This is a genomic window from Streptomyces sp. NPDC101393, from assembly GCF_044767385.1.
Taxonomy (GTDB): Bacteria; Actinomycetota; Actinomycetes; order Streptomycetales; family Streptomycetaceae; genus Streptomyces.
In genome coordinates this window covers 808,419-824,378 of sequence record NZ_JBIWNU010000002.1, presented here as the reverse complement: position 1 = coordinate 824,378, position 15,960 = coordinate 808,419, and the positions used below count along the sequence as shown (strand labels likewise).

The window sequence follows — 15,960 nt, the reverse complement described above, 5'->3', positions numbered from 1 at the left end:
AGAATTGCGGACGGGACAGCGTGGCGTGACGACCTCTGATCACCGAGTCTGTTCCTAGCTTCCGGAGCGGTACCTGATCGTGGTACCGACAATGCTGCGGCGAGAAGGGCTCCCGCGTCGGTGAGAACTACGTAGCCGGGGCGCATACGCGATTACGTACTGCGCTTCCGGGCGGTCACAGGGGCAACTCGCGCAGCCGGCGGCGCGAGGAGATGCCCAGTTTCCGGTACACGTTGCGCAGGTGGGTATCGATGGTACGGGGGCTCAGGAAGAGCATGGCGCCCACTTCTTTCGACGTCGCCCCGGCCGCGACCTTCTCGGCGATGAGCCGCTCCTGGGCCGTGAGGTGGCCCAGCGAGTCCTCGGAGGGCCGGCGTGGCTGTTCGCCGGTGGCGCGCAGCTCCCGGGCGGCGCGTTCGGCAAAGGCACGGGCCCCCATGCGTGACAGCGTGTCGTGCGCCGCCCGCAGTTCGACACGGGCATCCGCGCGCCGGTGCTCGCGGCGCAGCCACTCCCCGTAGGTCAGCCGGGCGCGGGCGTGCAGAACGCCTGCCCTGGTCCGGGCGAAGTTGTCGATGGCCTGCCGGTGCAGAGTGTCGCGGTCCCCGCCGTGATCGAGCAGGGCCTGTGCCTGCTGCCACTCGGCCACCGCCCATGGCAGCGGGTTCGCATGGGCCAAGGCCTCCAGGTGGTCCATGGCCACGGCGGCGTCCTCGGGGCGTCCGGCCCGCGCGGCGGCTTCGACGAGTTCGGTGTAGACGGCCCAGATCGAGTACGAGCCGGACTGGTGCCGGTGCTGGGCCGCCAGTGCGGCGTCCAGGGCGGCCTCGTAGTTGCCGAGGCCGTTGTGCAGCACCGCCCTGGCATAGTGCTCGCCGACGGTCTCGAACGGCCGCCCCTCACGCCCCAGCAACTCCGCCAGCTCGCGGTACCGTTCGAGGTCGCCGCGGAAACCGGTGAGGACGAGTTCGGGCCCCACGAGCGGGGTCGTGCCCGCCGCCTCGTCGACCGCTCGCGCCTCGGCGAGAATGGCGGCCGCCTCGTCGAACCGGCCGACGGTGATCCTGGCGATCCCCTGGTAGCGCAGTGCCTGCGGCAGAGCCGCGAGGGCACCTTGGTTGCGCGCCGCCTCCACCTGACGGTCCGAGACCTCCTCCATCGCCTCGTCGTCGCGCAGATCGATGACGAGTTGGCAGAGCAGGTTCATCTGCCCCGGGCTCGTCCAGTGGGCAGCCGCACGGCATGCGGCCGCCGCGCCGCGCATCGAGGGCACCGCCTGACCGACGGGCAGCATGGTCTGGTCCAGCAAGGCGTCGAGCAGCAGATCGCCCGGTGGCGCGGAGTTCCGGCGCGGTGCCCGTTGGCGGATGCGGGCCCCCAGTTCCTTGAGACGGCTGGGCCGGCTCTCGTGGTACATGAACGACGCGAACGCCTCCAGGTAGGTCTGCCGTGCCTGGTCAGGGGCCAACTCCGCGACGGCGTCGATGAGTTCGGCAGTGGCCTCCGGACTGTGCGCCAACTGGAAGTCGATCCGTGCCCGCAGCAGACGTGCCTCCGCGCCGTGCCCGTGGTCCGTCCGCAGGCCCTCGGCACGGGCGACGAGTGCTCGGGCCGCGTTCGGCGCCCCGGCCTGCAGCCGGAGCCGCGCCGCGGCGAGCAGCCGTCCGATCCGGCGATCGCAGTCCGGCGTCAGTTGCCCCGCTCGCTCCATGAACGCTGCGGCCGCCGCGAACCCGCCGCGCAGGCGGGCCCGATCGGCCGAACCCTCCAGCTCCGCGGCCACGTCCTCGTCGGCCTCGACGACCGCATGGGCCCGGTGCCATGCCCTGCGGTCCGGGTCGGTCCCCGAGGCGGTGGCCTCGGCGAGAGCGCCGTGCACGCGGCGGCGCGTTTCCGGGGTGACCGCCGCGTACACCGCGGACCGCACCAGCGGATGCCGAAAGCGCAGCCGCGGCCCGAGGACCAGGAGCCCGGCGTCCTCCGCGACCGTGAGCCCCGCGGTATCCACCCCGAGACGCTTCGCCGCACGTCTCAGCAGGTCGAGATCACCGACCGGTTCCGCCGCGGCCAGTACCACCAGCGGTCGGGTGGCCTCCGGTAACCGCTGGAAACGGCGGACGAACTGTTCCTCCAGCGCATCCACCACGCCGGCCCGGGAGCGCCGGGGGCGCGGCACTCCGAACGGCTCCGCGTGGTGGGCGAACTCCAGCAGCGCCAGAGGGTTGCCGCGTGCCTCGGCCAGGATCCGGTCGAACACCTCGCTGTCCGGCTGGGTGTGCGCCGCAGCCCCCAGCACGGACCGGGCTTCCTCGTCGCCCAGCCCCGCGAGGGACAACCGTGGAAGATCCGCGAGACCGCGCACCGAGCCGACATCGCGCGCCGCGAACACCATCGCGATCCGCTCGGTGGCCACGCGCCGGGCCACGAAGACCAGCACCTGCCGCGAAGCGTCATCCACCCACTGGGCATCGTCCACCACGCAGCACACCGGCTGCCCCTGCGCCACCTCACGCAGCAGCCCCAGCACGGCGAGACCGATGGTCAACGGATCGGGCGAGGTCTGCGCGCCCAGACCGAACACCGCCTCCAGCGCGCTGCGTTGTACGGCGGGAAGCGCCAGGCGGTGTTCGAGGACCGGGGCGCACAACTGGTGCAGGGCCGCGTAGAGAAGATCCTGCTCGAACTCCGTGCCGGCGGCCCGCAGCACGGCGAACTCGTCCAGCGCCTCCACCGCGGTGTCGATGAGCGTCGACTTGCCGATCCCCGCCTCCCCGGCCACCACCGCGGCGCCACCGCGCCCGGCCGCCGCCGAGGACACCAACCGGTCGATCTCCAATTGCTCTGCGTATCGGGCCACGACCGGCATGGGAATCGACCTCCGAGTCACCACTTCTGACCTTATGAACGTGCTCAGAGGTATTGATGCGTGTTTCACCGCATCGCGTTCACTTGGATGCTCAACTTTCGCCTCTCCGGGCGAACGCCGGAAGTCGTGCGTACCTCACCATGCCGCTCGCCGCCCACCTTGTCGCGCAGGACTCGCCGGACGACGGGCACGGGCCGGCCTGCATCGGATCAGATCGGACGCTCCTGGGCCCGGCCGCGATTCGGTGGCCGCCCCGGGCCGGCCGGCCAGGGCGGAGGCGCATGCCGACCGTATATCTGGATCCGCCAACTCCCACGCCCAAAAGCCGGGTTGTGGCGCGACATGCGTGGGGGCTGTGAAGAATTCGGGCATGACTCTCGGGATTCCGTCACAGGAGCGGAAAACTCGGAGGGCTCACTCGGCGCTTTCGAACAGGTCGGGCGCCGACCTATGCGATGGGAGACCGATCAATGATGTTCACTCCGGTACGGAGCAGAGTGCGGAGGGCCGCGCTCGCTCTCTCGGCCGTCGCGGCCCTCGCCTTCGGCGCGACCGCCGCGACCGGTGCGGCAGCGGCCCCCGCACCCGCGAAACAGGGGCCGACCTCGGTGGCGTACGTCGAGGTGAACAACAACAGCATGCTGAACGTCGGCAAGTACACCCTCGCCAACGGCGGCGGCAACGTCTTCGACGTCGCCGTGATCTTCGCGGCGAACATCAACTACGACACGGGCACGAAGACGGCGCAGCTGTCCTTCAACGAGAACGTGCAGCGCGTCCTCGACAACGCCGCCACCCAGATACGGCCGTTGCAGCAGAAGGGCATCAAGGTCGTCCTCTCGGTACTCGGCAACCACCAGGGCGCCGGCTTCGCCAACTTCCCGTCCCAGCAAGCGGCTTCGGCGTTCGCGAAGGAGCTGTCGGACACCGTCGCCAAGTACGGCCTGGACGGCATCGACTTCGACGACGAGTACGCCGAGTACGGCAACAACGGCACCGGCCAGCCCAACGACAGCTCGTTCGTGCACCTGGTGACCGCGCTGCGCGCGAACATGCCGGACAAGATCATCAGCCTCTACAACATCGGCCCGGCCGCGTCGCGCCTCTCCTACGGCGGCGTCGACGTCTCGTCCAAGTTCGACTACGCCTGGAACCCGTACTACGGCACCTGGCAGGTCCCCGGCATCGGACTGCCCAAGTCGAAGCTGTCGCCGGCGGCCGTCGAGATCGGCGGGACCTCGCAGAGCACGGTCGCCGACCTCGCCCGCCGCACCGTCAGCGAGGGGTACGGCGTCTATCTGACGTACAACCTCGACGGCACCGACCGCAGCGCCGATGTCTCCGCGTTCACCAAGGAGCTGTACGGCAGTGACGCCGTCTACACGCCGTAAGGCGACCGCACGCACCGGTGCGCGGTGCCCCCTCAGGGCCTGCCGCATCCCGTAGAGCCGCGACCCGCGCAGGCCGCGCCTTCGACAACGATGTCGGAGGCGCGGTGCGGGTCACCGGTCGCACTCCCGCACCGCACTCCCGCACCGCACTCGCGCCCGCCGGTCACCAACCGACACGGCGGGCGCGCGCCATCCGGGTGACGTACACGAACAGCCGTCTTACGGAGGATGGATCGTATGCAATCTGCGAATCTGAATGAGGTGCCGCCCTCGCCCGGCCGACCGTGGGCCCGGTCCCGGCCCGCGAGCTGCCGTATCGGCCCGCCGCCTCGCCGCCCGGTCATCCGGCCGCCCGCCGGCGCGTCACGACGACCCTGCGACCTTCACCGTCCCGGAAGGAACCCGCAACCACCATGAGCGACGACATAGCCTACGCGAAAATCCACCCCGCGATCGGAGTGGCTCGGGTGGGCAACAGCACCCGCGACGACGGCTGGTACTACGGCCCCGAGACGCCGGACCCGGACCCGATGCCGCCCGGCTCCCTCAAGGACGGCACCGGCGCCATCAAGCGCCAGGCGGCCCGCTTCCGCCTCTACGGCTACGACAGCACCGGCAAACCCGTACGCGAGCTGACCGCCACCGACTCCTCCGTCGCGATCGAGTGGGGCGTCCACGTCGCGAACCAGAAGGCCGCCTGGTACGAGTTCAAGCTCGCCCTCGACATCCCCGACATGCAGGGCCAGAGCACGCCGAGGCGCAACAAGGGCATCGACCGCCGCAGCCTCGTCATCGACCCCGGCCGCAAGACGGTGCGCGCCGGCACCGGGCAGAGCGCGGAGTTCACCGGCGGCACCTTCCAGGGCATCGCCGTCCCGCTGGGCCGCATGCACACCGACGAACGCGGCCGGCTCGTGGTGCTCGGCGGCTCCGGCAGATCCGGCGCGAAGAACAACGAGGAACTGCTCTCCTTCGGCAACAACAACGGTTGGTACGACGACATCTCGGACGGCCCGGTCACCGCCACGCTCACCCTGGACGGCCGCCGCATCGAGGTCAGACCCGCCTGGGTCGTGGTGGGCCCGCCCAACTACGCACCGGACATCAAGACCGTGCGCACCGTCCACGACCTGCTCCTCGACGTCTTCGTCGGCAACGGCCAACTGCCGCGGCCCGCCCCGGTGTCCTTCCACCACCACATCGAACCCCTCCTGCGGCGCTTCAGCGACCTGCAGTGGGTCAACAAGGGCTTCGCCACCCACTTCGGCTGCGCCGGCCCGGAGGACTTCACCACCACCGAGATGCTGCGCCGCCTCTCCAAGCCCGGCACCACCTACCGCGAGCTGCGCCGCCAGGTGTACACCGCCATGCGCGACTACGAGCGCGACGGACTGGCGCCGATGACCTGGCCGTGGTTCTACGGCGACGGCATGGCCAGCCGCCCCAAGTCACCGCGGCAGTACCTGACCCTGTCGGCCCTCCAGATGGACATGCTGCGCAAGTGGTCCGACGGCGACTTCGTCGACACCCCGTGGCCCGGCTTCCCGCGCCGTCTGGAGGACGCGCCCGTCGCCGAGCAGCCCGGACTCCTGGACCGCGCCGCCCTCGACTTCTGCCTCGCCGACGCCTTCCACCCCGGCTGCGAGGTGACCTGGCCGATCCGGCACGCGACGATGTTCGCCGAACCGTTCCGCATCCTGCACCGGGCCGAAGGACAGGCCGAGCCCGACTACGGCGCGGAGCTCACTCCCCAGAAGGCGCTGGCCGCCGATGGCCCCCTGCACGCGCAGGGTCCGGGCGGTCTGACCCGGTGGATGGCCATCCCCTGGCAGACGGACACCGCCAGCTGCCGCTCCGGCTACGAGTCCACCGCCGGCCTGGGCCCCCGGTACGACCCCCACCTGCCGACCTTCTGGCCTGCCCGGGTGCCCAACCACGTGCTGACCGAGCGCGACTTCCGGATCGTCAACAAGGAGGGCGGACTGACCCCTTCGGAGGACGAGCGCGAGGCGGCGTTCACCAACCGGGCCTCCTGGCTGCGGGGCCTGCGCGGCACCTACAAGGACCAGTTGAAGCAGGCCGCCGCGGAGTGGCACCGCTTCGGCGTCGTGGAGACCCGCCACTACACCGTCGGCGACAACAAGTACCCGCCGCACGTCCAGGTCGAGTCGGTGCCCGGCTTCGCCCTCGAAGGGGTCCCGGACGACCGGAACCTGGTCACCCTGCACGTACCGGAGGCCGCCGCTGCCGACGTCGACGCCCGGGGCGCGGCCCTCGACGCCCTCGCCGAGGACATCGGCCTCGCCCCCGAGCACATCACCGTCGGCTACATCGACAAGCTCGACCCCTTCGGGGAGGACGCCGCCAACGGCACCGGCCGCCACGAGGGCCCTTCGTGACGGTGGACCACACCGGTCACCGGGCGGCCGCCGCGCCCGCGTACGACGTGGTGGTCGCCGGCGGCGGCCCGGCCGGGGCCGCCGCCGCACTGGCACTGGGCCGCGCCGGCCGCACCGTCCTGCTCGCCGACGCCGCCACCGGACCGCCGCCCGTCGGTGAGGCGCTCCCGGCCGCCGCCCGGGTCCTTCTCCGCGACCTCGGCACGCTGGACGTCCTCGACGAGCGCCACCACCTGCCCTGCTTCGCGAACCTGTCGGTCTGGGGCTCGGACGGCCTCGCCGCCCAGGACAGCATCCTCGACCCGCACGGCCACGGCTGGCACCTCGACCGGAGCCGCTTCGACCGGGAACTGCGCGAGCGCGCCCGCATCTTCGGCACTGACGTGGCCGAGCGCACCACGGCCCGCCCCGCCGGCCGCTCCGGCGACGGCACCTGGACCGTGGAACTGCGCGGCCCCCGCGAGCGGCGCACCGTGTGCTGCCGCTGGCTGGTCGACGCCACCGGCCGTCGAGCGGGTCTGGCCACCGCGGCCGGCGCCCGCCGGGTGGTCCACGACCGGCTGGTCGCGCTCTGCCTGACCCTGCCCCCGTCGACCACGCCGACTCCGGATGCCTCGACCCTCGTGGAGGCCGCGCCGGACGGCTGGTGGTACACAGCGCTGCTGCCCGCCGGCCACCGGCTGCTCGCCCGGTACACCGACGCGGACCTGCCGGGAGCCCGGACGGACGGCACCAGCCTGCTCACCGAGGTGGCGCGCACCCGCCACACCGCCGCCCGGGTGTCCGCGCACCCGTGGCCGGCCGCCGCCGTACGGCGCGCGCCCGCCCACACCGTCCGCCTGGACGCGGTCCACGGCGTCGGGTGGATCGCCGCCGGCGACGCCGCCGCGGCCTTCGACCCGCTGTCGTCACAGGGCATCCTCACCGCCCTGTACACCGGCATGCGGGCCGGCCAGGCGGTCCACGACCATCTCGGCGGCGACCGCACCGCCCTCACCCGCTACGCCACCGAACTCGACACGATCACCGCCGCCCACCTGCGCAACCGGCGCACCTTCTACGGCCTCGAACACCGATGGCCCCGGCACGCCTTCTGGCGCCGGCGCCACACCACCGGCGCGCCGGATCACGCCGACGCCCGACCGAACACCCGACCCGACCCGATCCCCTCCCCAGGAGTGCCCGCATGACCACCACCGACGTCCTCTCCATGTCCGACGCCGACGCCCCTCGCCACGGCCACCGGTTCCTGCTCATCGGCACCGAGACGATCTTCGCCTACCACCTCGGGCTCTACCACGTCCCCGTCCACGCCTTCCAGATGATCAACAAGTTCGGCCTGGACGGGAGCCTGCGGAAGAAGTACCTCAACGACCTCGCGAACCACGAGGACCAGCAGGTGTACTACTCCCTCTTTTCCGAGGGCCACTGGCCCCTCCAGGAGATCGTCGACGGCACCCGCCACTCGCTGCCCGTGGAACTCGAGCGGGTGACCGTCGACAGCACCGGCAAGCGCACCTTCACCAAGATCCTCGACGAGACCACCGCCACCTGCCGCAAGCAGGACGTCGTCCACTACAGGCCACTCGACGCCACCGAGTACCCCGACCACCTCACCTACCTCGCCTTCGGCCAGGGCTCCGAGGTCCACCTCGCCCACCAGCTCGCCGCCCCGCCGAACTGGGACGAGGTCATCACCACCACCCAGCCCGCCGGCTTCCAGCAGAGCGACCTCGACCACGCCACCCCCGTCACCATCCCTGCCGTCAAGGACCCGAAAGGCGTCGTCAAGACGAGCCCCCTGGTGAAGGGCAAGCCCTACGACGGCCTGATCGGAACCCGCGAGGTCACCTTCACCGCCGGCCGCCAAGGCTGGTGGAACCACACCAGCCTCAACACCAAGTAACCACGACCACCGGGCGCCGCACCGCACCACACCGTCCGTCCCGCTCGTAGCCGCGCATGGCGGGCGCCCCGGCCTCGGCGCCTGGTGGCGGCTCGCCATGCCGTCACCGTAGAACCACCGACCAAGGACGCGGCCCCGCCACTTCGTTCTGAGGGCCGGGGTCAGCGGGAGTGCCGAGGGCCCCGAGCCGGGGCGGGAGCCGTGCGTCAGCCCTGCTGCCGTCCAGTTACCGGGTCAGCCCGACTTCGGCGGCTTCTGCGCGTCGAAAGCGAAGAGAGTGTTCCTGGCCGCGGCCACGATCACCGCACGCCCTGCAAGAGTCACACGTGGGCTTGAGCCCTGCTGGCCCGTCAACCCATCGGCCTGCGGATCTGTTGTCCACAGGGGTTTGCCATCGTGCGGCGACAGCGCGACCACCCGGCCGGTGGCCGAGCTGAAATACAGTGCGTCGGCTCCCGCGACAGGGCCCGACGCGCCCTCCACGCCAGTCTGCCGTGACCACTTCTTCCGGCCGGTCGCGGGGTCGAGTGCGGTGACGAGACCGGTCTGCCCGCTCACGTAGACGGTGCTGTCCGCCATGCCGGGCGTCCCCACGTATGTCTTGGCCAGTCGGGAGTACGTGACCCTCCGCGAGGCCGGGTCGACCCGTGCCACCCTGTTGTAGCGGTCCAGATCCGTTCCCCCCATATGGATCTGCAGGAATACGAGCCTGCCGTTGGCGACACCCATCGGCACGGCGGGGCCGTTGACCGCGATGGGCCTGCCCAGCGTCCCCGAGGCGCGGTCGACCCGGTACAGGGTGGGGTGGCGCACCGCCAAGGCATCCACCTCCGCATCCGTCGCGCACATCGCGACGAGCTGTGTGCCCATCGGGACGGGAGCGCACTGCGTACCCGCAGGGAATGGCGTCGTCCATGTGACCTGACCGCTGTGCGCGTTGCGGGCCTCGAAGCGGGAGTTGGAGGCGTCGACCGTCACGACGTCGGAACCGACCACGACGGCGTCCTGGGTCCGGCCTGTGACGGCCGTCGACTGGGCGCCGGACGGCGCGGACCACAGCTCCCGTCCGTTGTCGGCGTCGATGGCCACCACCTCGCTGGGAGGGTCCTGAGGGGCGTCCTGGGCGGCGAAGCGGTAACCGAGCACCGTGTTGTCGGTGGCGCCCACCAGGTGCATGCCGTTGACGGGGACGCCGGGGCTCTTCGCCGTCCACACCCGCGAGCCGTCCCTGGCCCTGATACGGGTCGCGACAACGCTGCCGCCCCCGCAGAACAGCGCGTCGCCGTGCGCGATGCAACGCAGCTCGTCGGGGATGTCCGGGCGACCGCCGGGCACGGCCTTGTGCCACGGCTTGAAGCCGTCCGGAAGTGCGGCACCCGGCACGGCACGGCTGTTGCCCTTGCCGCCGTCGGTGTTCCCCTCGAAGCCGCCCGCTGTCAGTGCGGCGACTCCTCCACCGATCGCTGCCACCGTGACCGCGACCGCGGCGGCGAACACGGGACTCCATCGGGGACGCAATCGGCGGCCGGTGGAGGCGTCGGCGCTCCCCGTATCGGGACCGGCCGGGGTGGTGGTCGGGGCGGCCGGCGCCGGGGTGGCGGGCGCCGAGGTGGCCGGCGGGGGAGTGGCCGGCGGGGGAGTGGCCGGCGTCGCGAAGTGATGCTCGGTGACCGTGTCGCGGGTGCGGCCCGGGCCGACTCCACTCGCCTCGATCTCGCTGAGGTCGGCCGGCAGGTCCCGTAGCAGTACGAGGAGTTCGTCCGCGGAGGGGCGCCCGTTGGGCTCCTTGGCCAGGCATGACTCGACGACCGTGCGCAAGGCCACCGGCACGTCCTCCAGGGACGGCTCCCTGTGCACCACCTGGTACGCAACGATGTATGGGCTCTCCGCGTCGAAGGGCCCTTGGCCCGTCGCCGAGTAGGCCAGCAGCGCCCCCAGCGAGAAGACATCGGACCGCGGCCCCACATCGCGCGGCGCCTGCAACTGCTCCGGCGACATGAAGGGCGGCGTACCGATGACCCGCCCTGTCATCGTCAGCGTCTGCTGGTCCACGGCGCGGGAAATGCCGAAGTCGATGACGCGTGGGCCCTCGGGCGAGAGCACGACGTTCGAGGGCTTCAGGTCACGGTGGACGACCCCCACCCGGTGAATGTCCCGCAGCGCCTCGGCCAGCCCGATGGCGAGCCTCCTCAGCTCGGCTCCGCTCAGCGGGCCTTTCATGGCGATGCGCCGGGCAAGCGTGGGCCCCTGGATGTAGGTCGTCGCCATCCACGGCTGCTCGGCCTCAGGGGCAGCGTCGACCACGGCGGCGGTGAACGCGCCACTCACCTGCCTCGCCGCCGCCACCTCCTGCCGGAAGCGGATGCGGAACTCGTCGTCCGCCGCGAACTGCTGGTGGATCAGTTTGATGGCGACAGGACGGCCCGAACTCGTACGGGCCAGAAAGACCGTGCCCATGCCGCCCGAGCCGAGTCGCGCCTCCAGCGGATAACCGCCGATTTCGGCTGGATCACCTGCGCGCAGCGACACTCTTCCCGACCTCCAGTTCCCCGTGCACCTCTGCCACCCTGAACCCGCGTACCTGTCCTGCACACAAATTAGCCGCAGGGCAGTACAGCAGAGCACAGCGGGCGACGAACAGGACGCGTTCCGGATGGCGTCGACTCCGCGCAGGGCCAAGTGGGCTCCGCCTCCGCGGAGATGCGCCGCCAAGGAGCGAGGCACGCTGCGCGAGCCCGCCTTCACCTGTGCCGACACGACCGTGGACTACGAGAAGGCTCAGCCCTCTCGTCGAGAATGGCGGTTGCTGTGGACGTGGCGGTGCGCCGCAGGCTGGACCGGTGAGTGACGGCCTGGCCCACCGGCCCGGATTCGCGCCGGCGCCTGAAGGAACTTCTCCCTTGTTCTCACTACGCGCTTCGGTAACGCCGTGGCCGTGAACACGTGGAACACCTACACAGGGAAGCCCGCGCCGGCCGAGGCCGGCTTTATCCGCCGCGCCTCAAGGGGGCGAAGCCGTGGCAATGGGAGGCGGCGCCGAAGGACGGATTCCACGTTCTGCGGCACATCTACGCCTCGATGAGGCTGGAGGGGGTTGAGTCCGTGGTGACTGCGGCGCGGTGGCTCGGGCACTCCTCGCCGCCTGTCACGCTCGGTTGGTGTGCTCACTTCATGCCGGAAGCTGGAAGCAAGGGCCGCTCCGCTCTCGACGGACTGCTCGAGAGGAAAGAGGATCCACCGTGCCAGGAGAAAATCCCCCCTTCTCCCCAGGGCTGATCGCGGCGGATTCGCCGGCTGTGCGGGGCCGGAGTTAATTATGGATTGTTAGGCCACTGGGTCGGATAGCCTGGGAAAATGCTGACCGAAGTCACAGCGACCCGCTACGTCACGCCCCTGCGTGAGGGTGGATCGCTCCCGGGAATCGTCGAGGCCGACGACCTGGGTACCTACATCATGAAGTTCACCGGCGCGGGACAGGGACGCAAGACTCTGGTCGCGGAGATCATCTGCGGGCAGTTGGGGCGCCGGCTCGGTCTGCGGGTGCCCGATCTGGTCCAGATGCAGCTGGATCCGGTCATCGGGCTCAGCGAGCCCGACCAGGAGGTCCAGGAGCTCCTCAAGGCCAGTGGTGGCCTGAATCTGGGGATGGACTACCTTCCTGGATCGCTCGGTTTCGACCCGCTGGCCTTCGAGGTCGGGGCACAGGAGGCGGGCCGTGTGGTGTGGTTCGACGCGCTGATCAACAACGTCGACCGGTCCTGGCGCAATCCCAACCTGCTGGTCTGGCACGGCGAACTGTGGCTGATCGACCACGGTGCCGCGATGATCTGGCACCACAACTGGCCGGGTGCCGAGAAGTCAGCGGCCAAGCCGTACGACGCCTCCGACCATGTGCTCGCCACCTTCGGTCCGGATGTCGCGGCGGCGGCCGCCGAGCTGGCGCCGCGCGTCACCGAGGAACTGCTGACCGAGATCGCGGCCGACGTCCCGGACGAATGGCTGGCCGCGGAGCCCGGTTTCGACTCGCCGGACGAGCTGCGCCGCCGGTATGTGACCACGCTGCTGGCCCGCGCCGGGACGATCAGCGACCACATCACCATCGGGGCGCCGAGCAGGGACCAGCCCTCGCAGGCGCCCGAGTGGCTGGCGGGCAAGATGCCGCGGAGGGCAGTGAAGTGAGCGGTCTGCACAACGGTCGCGATGTTTTCGAGTACGCCCTGCTGAAGGTCGTCCCGCGGGTCGAGCGCGGCGAGATGATCAATGCCGGTGTGGTCGTGTACTGCCATGCCAGGCGCTTCGTGGAAGCGCGTACGCATTTGGACGAGGCGCGGCTGCTGGCCCTGGACCCGTCCGTCGACGTGGCCGGGGTACGCGCCGCGCTCGGCGCCGTCGAGGGCATCTGCGAGGGCGGTGCGCGGGCCGGGCAGGCGGCCGGGGACGACGTGGGGCGCCGTTTCCGCTGGCTGATCGCGCCGCGCAGCACGATCGTCCAGCCGGGGCCGGTGCACTCCGGCCTGACCGCCGACCCCGCGGGCGAGGCGGAGCGGCTGCTGGAGCTGCTCGTGCGCTGAGAGGGGAAGGTGTGCGGGGTTCCGGGGCGGGTCGGCGTGGGTGCCGGTCCGCCCCGGCGCGTTGTGGAGCCACGCGCCGGTGGCGGGTTCGCGGGGTGTCGCGGTTCGCCTCGCAGGTGAGGTGGGCGATGGCGCGCCGGTGGGGCGTTGACAGCGGGTGGCCGGGCTTCTAGCGTCAGCCCTGCTGAAGCTACTAAGCGGTTGCTCACCTTCGGAATCGGTGCGGCGGACCGCTTGTCGAGGTTTCGAGGGTGAGGAGAACCCGCATGTCCACCACCGAGCAGCGCGTCGCCATCGTCACGGGCGGAGCCCGCGGTATCGGCGCGGCCACCGCCGTCCGCCTGGCCGCCGAGGGCCGCGCCGTCGCAGTGATCGACCTCGACGAGGCGGCCTGCAAGGACACCGTTGAGAAGATCACGTCGGCCGGCGGCAAGGCCATCGCCGTAGGCGCCGACGTCTCCGACGCGGCGCAGGTGGAGGCGGCGGTCGCGCGGGTCGCCGCCGAGCTGGGCGCGCCGACCGTCCTCGTCAACAACGCGGGCGTGCTCCGCGACAACCTGCTGTTCAAGATGAGCGAGACCGACTGGGACACGGTCATGAACGTGCACCTGCGCGGCGCGTTCCTGATGTCGAAGGCCTGCCAGAAGCACATGGTGGACGCCAAGTTCGGCCGGATCGTCAACCTCTCCTCCAGCTCGGCGCTCGGCAACCGCGGCCAGGTCAACTACTCGGCGGCGAAGGCCGGTCTGCAGGGCTTCACCAAGACCCTGGCCATCGAGCTCGGCAAGTTCGGCGTCACCGCCAACGCCGTCGCCCCCGGTTTCATCGTCACCGACATGACGGCCGCCACCGCCGAGCGCGTCGGCATGGGCTTCGAGGACTTCCAGGCCGCAGCCGCCACCCAGATCCCCGTGCAGCGCGTCGGCCGGCCCGACGACATCGCCAACGCCATCGCCTTCTTCACCGGCGAGGCGGCCGGCTTCGTGTCCGGCCAGGTCATGTACGTCGCCGGCGGCCCGCTCAACTGACCGCCCCACCGACTTCAGGAGTACAGGACATGACCCAGCAGGACAGCCCGCTCCCCGAGCTCTCGGGCAAGGCGGCACTCGTCACCGGCGCAAGCCGGGGCATCGGCTACGGCATCGCCCAGGCGCTGGTCGCCCGCGGCGACCGGGTCGTCATCACCGGCCGCAACGAGGACGCCCTCAAGGAGGCCGTCGAGAAGCTCGGCGCCGACCGGGTGATCGGCGTCGCCGGCAAGGCGCACGACGAGGCACACCAGGCCGTCGCCGTCGAGCGCGCGATGGAGACCTTCGGCCGCGTCGACTACCTGGTCAACAATGCCGGTACGAACCCGGTGTTCGGCCCCATCGCCGACCTCGATCTCAATGTCGCGCGCAAGGTCTTCGAGACCAACGTCGTCTCGGCTCTCGGCTTCGCGCAGCGCACCTGGCACGCATGGCAGAAGGACAACGGCGGCGCGATCGTCAACATCGCCTCCATCGCCGGTATCAACGCCTCGCCCTTCATCGGTGCCTACGGCATGAGCAAGGCGGCGATGGTGAACCTTTCGCTGCAGCTCGCCCACGAGTTCGCGCCGGTGGTACGGGTCAACTCCATCGCGCCCGCCGTCGTGAAGACGAAGTTCGCGGCGGCGCTGTACGAGAACCGCGAGGAGGAGGCGGCGGCCGGCTACCCGATGGCACGGCTCGGCGTCCCGGAGGACATCGGCGGGGCCGCGGCCTTCCTGCTGTCCGACGCCTCGGGCTGGGTCACCGGTCAGACGCTGGTCGTCGACGGCGGTCTGTTCCTCAACGCCGGCGTCTGACGCCCGCCCGGCCCCGGCACGCTGCGGGGGAGTGGTGCCGGTCCGGCGGGACCGGCACCCAGGGCGCGGCCGGGCCGTTCCGCCTCCCCGGTTCGCCCGACCGTCCCGCGGGCCGCGTTGTCAGTGGTCGCCGGTAGGTTCTGTGAGTGAGAACGGAACGTACACCGGAGGTTGTTGACGTGGTGACCGACATGCTGCCCGCATCGTGGCGCGGGGTCCTCGGCGAGGAGCTGGAGAAGCCCTATTTCAAGGAGCTCACCGACTTCGTCGAGCAGGAGCGGGCCCGGGGCCCGGTCTACCCGCCCCGCGAGGAGGTCTTCGCGGCGCTGGAGGCGACGCCCTACGACCAGGTGAAGGTGCTGATCCTCGGGCAGGACCCGTATCACGGCGCCGGACAGGGCCACGGCCTGTGCTTCTCCGTGCGGCCCGGCGTCAAGACACCGCCGTCGCTGCGGAACATCTACAAGGAAATGCAGGAAGAGCTGGGCCACCCGGTTCCGGACAACGGCTATCTGATGCCATGGGCCCGGCAGGGCGTGCTGTTGCTGAACGCCGTTCTCACCGTCCGCGAGGGCGAGGCCAATTCACACAAGGCCAAGGGCTGGGAGAAGGTCACCGACGCCGTGATCCGCGCCGTCGCCGCCCGGCCCGACCCGGCGGTCTTCGTGCTGTGGGGGAATTACGCCAAGAAGAAGCTGCCGCTGATCGACGAGGAGCGGCATGCCGTGGTGCAGGGCGCCCACCCCTCCCCGCTGTCGGCGAAGAAGTTCTTCGGCTCCCACCCCTTCACCCAGATCAACGAGGCGGTCGCCGCCCAGGGCCACACCCCGATCGACTGGCGCATCCCTGACCTGGGCTGAGCCCCGCCCCCGGGCGCGTCGCGCATACCGCGCGCAGGTTCCCGTCGGCGGTTAGCGTCGGGGGGACGGCAGTGGCGGCGGCGGTGAGCGAAGGCGGGAAGTGCGCGGTGGCGGAAGAGCAGCGGGAGCAGGCGCCCGA

The 15,960-nt window shown here is 70.9% G+C and carries 11 protein-coding genes; 9 read left to right on the top strand and 2 right to left on the bottom strand.

Annotation, left to right across the window (positions count from 1 at the left end; all coding sequences use genetic code 11):
* Positions 1–175 precede the first annotated feature (175 nt).
* On the bottom strand, positions 176–2,857 hold the full coding sequence (locus tag ACIRQ7_RS09335) for an AAA family ATPase (RefSeq protein ID WP_404261154.1): 2,682 nt from the start codon (positions 2,855–2,857) through the stop codon (positions 176–178).
* 482 nt (positions 2,858–3,339) lie between these two features.
* On the opposite strand from ACIRQ7_RS09335, the gene ACIRQ7_RS09330 reads away from it, so the two are divergent.
* The 4 genes from ACIRQ7_RS09330 to ACIRQ7_RS09315 all read left to right on the top strand — a co-directional run bounded on the left by ACIRQ7_RS09330 (position 3,340) and on the right by ACIRQ7_RS09315 (position 8,562).
* On the top strand, positions 3,340–4,257 hold the full coding sequence (locus ACIRQ7_RS09330; RefSeq protein ID WP_404261368.1) for an endo-beta-N-acetylglucosaminidase H: 918 nt from the start codon (positions 3,340–3,342) through the stop codon (positions 4,255–4,257).
* A 413-nt stretch (positions 4,258–4,670) separates the two neighbouring features.
* A complete protein-coding gene (locus ACIRQ7_RS09325; protein ID WP_404261153.1) occupies positions 4,671–6,656 on the top strand; it encodes a LodA/GoxA family CTQ-dependent oxidase in 1,986 nt (661 codons plus the stop codon).
* On the top strand, positions 6,653–7,846 hold the full coding sequence (locus ACIRQ7_RS09320) for a tryptophan 7-halogenase (RefSeq protein ID WP_404261151.1): 1,194 nt from the start codon (positions 6,653–6,655) through the stop codon (positions 7,844–7,846). Before ACIRQ7_RS09325 ends, ACIRQ7_RS09320 begins: the two co-directional genes overlap by 4 nt.
* The gene (locus ACIRQ7_RS09315) at positions 7,843–8,562 is read left to right on the top strand and encodes a hypothetical protein (RefSeq protein WP_404261150.1); all 720 of its coding nucleotides are present in this window, start codon (positions 7,843–7,845) and stop codon (positions 8,560–8,562) included. The genes ACIRQ7_RS09320 and ACIRQ7_RS09315 overlap by 4 nt, the downstream gene beginning before the upstream one ends.
* 234 nt (positions 8,563–8,796) lie before the next feature.
* On the opposite strand, the gene ACIRQ7_RS09310 is transcribed toward ACIRQ7_RS09315, so the two are convergent.
* The gene (locus ACIRQ7_RS09310; protein ID WP_404261149.1) at positions 8,797–11,091 is read right to left on the bottom strand and encodes a PQQ-binding-like beta-propeller repeat protein; all 2,295 of its coding nucleotides are present in this window, start codon (positions 11,089–11,091) and stop codon (positions 8,797–8,799) included.
* A gap of 825 nt (positions 11,092–11,916) precedes the next feature.
* On the opposite strand from ACIRQ7_RS09310, the gene ACIRQ7_RS09305 reads away from it, so the two are divergent.
* The 5 genes from ACIRQ7_RS09305 (at position 11,917) to ACIRQ7_RS09285 (ending at position 15,821) form a co-directional block, all read left to right on the top strand.
* Positions 11,917–12,741, top strand: a complete 825-nt coding sequence (locus ACIRQ7_RS09305; RefSeq protein WP_404261148.1) for a HipA family kinase — start codon at positions 11,917–11,919, stop codon at positions 12,739–12,741.
* Positions 12,738–13,133, top strand: coding sequence for a DUF3037 domain-containing protein (locus ACIRQ7_RS09300; protein WP_401467960.1), 396 nt, complete (start codon positions 12,738–12,740; stop codon positions 13,131–13,133). The genes ACIRQ7_RS09305 and ACIRQ7_RS09300 overlap by 4 nt, the downstream gene beginning before the upstream one ends.
* A gap of 266 nt (positions 13,134–13,399) precedes the next feature.
* On the top strand, positions 13,400–14,161 hold the full coding sequence (gene fabG / locus ACIRQ7_RS09295) for a 3-oxoacyl-ACP reductase FabG (protein WP_401467963.1): 762 nt from the start codon (positions 13,400–13,402) through the stop codon (positions 14,159–14,161).
* 29 nt (positions 14,162–14,190) lie between these two features.
* Positions 14,191–14,961: an SDR family oxidoreductase gene (locus ACIRQ7_RS09290; RefSeq protein WP_404261147.1), complete on the top strand. Its 771-nt coding sequence runs from the start codon at positions 14,191–14,193 to the stop codon at positions 14,959–14,961.
* Between the two features lie 191 nt (positions 14,962–15,152).
* Entirely contained in the window at positions 15,153–15,821 is a 669-nt protein-coding gene (locus ACIRQ7_RS09285) for a uracil-DNA glycosylase (protein WP_401469228.1), read from the top strand.
* The last annotated feature ends 139 nt before the right edge of the window (positions 15,822–15,960 follow it).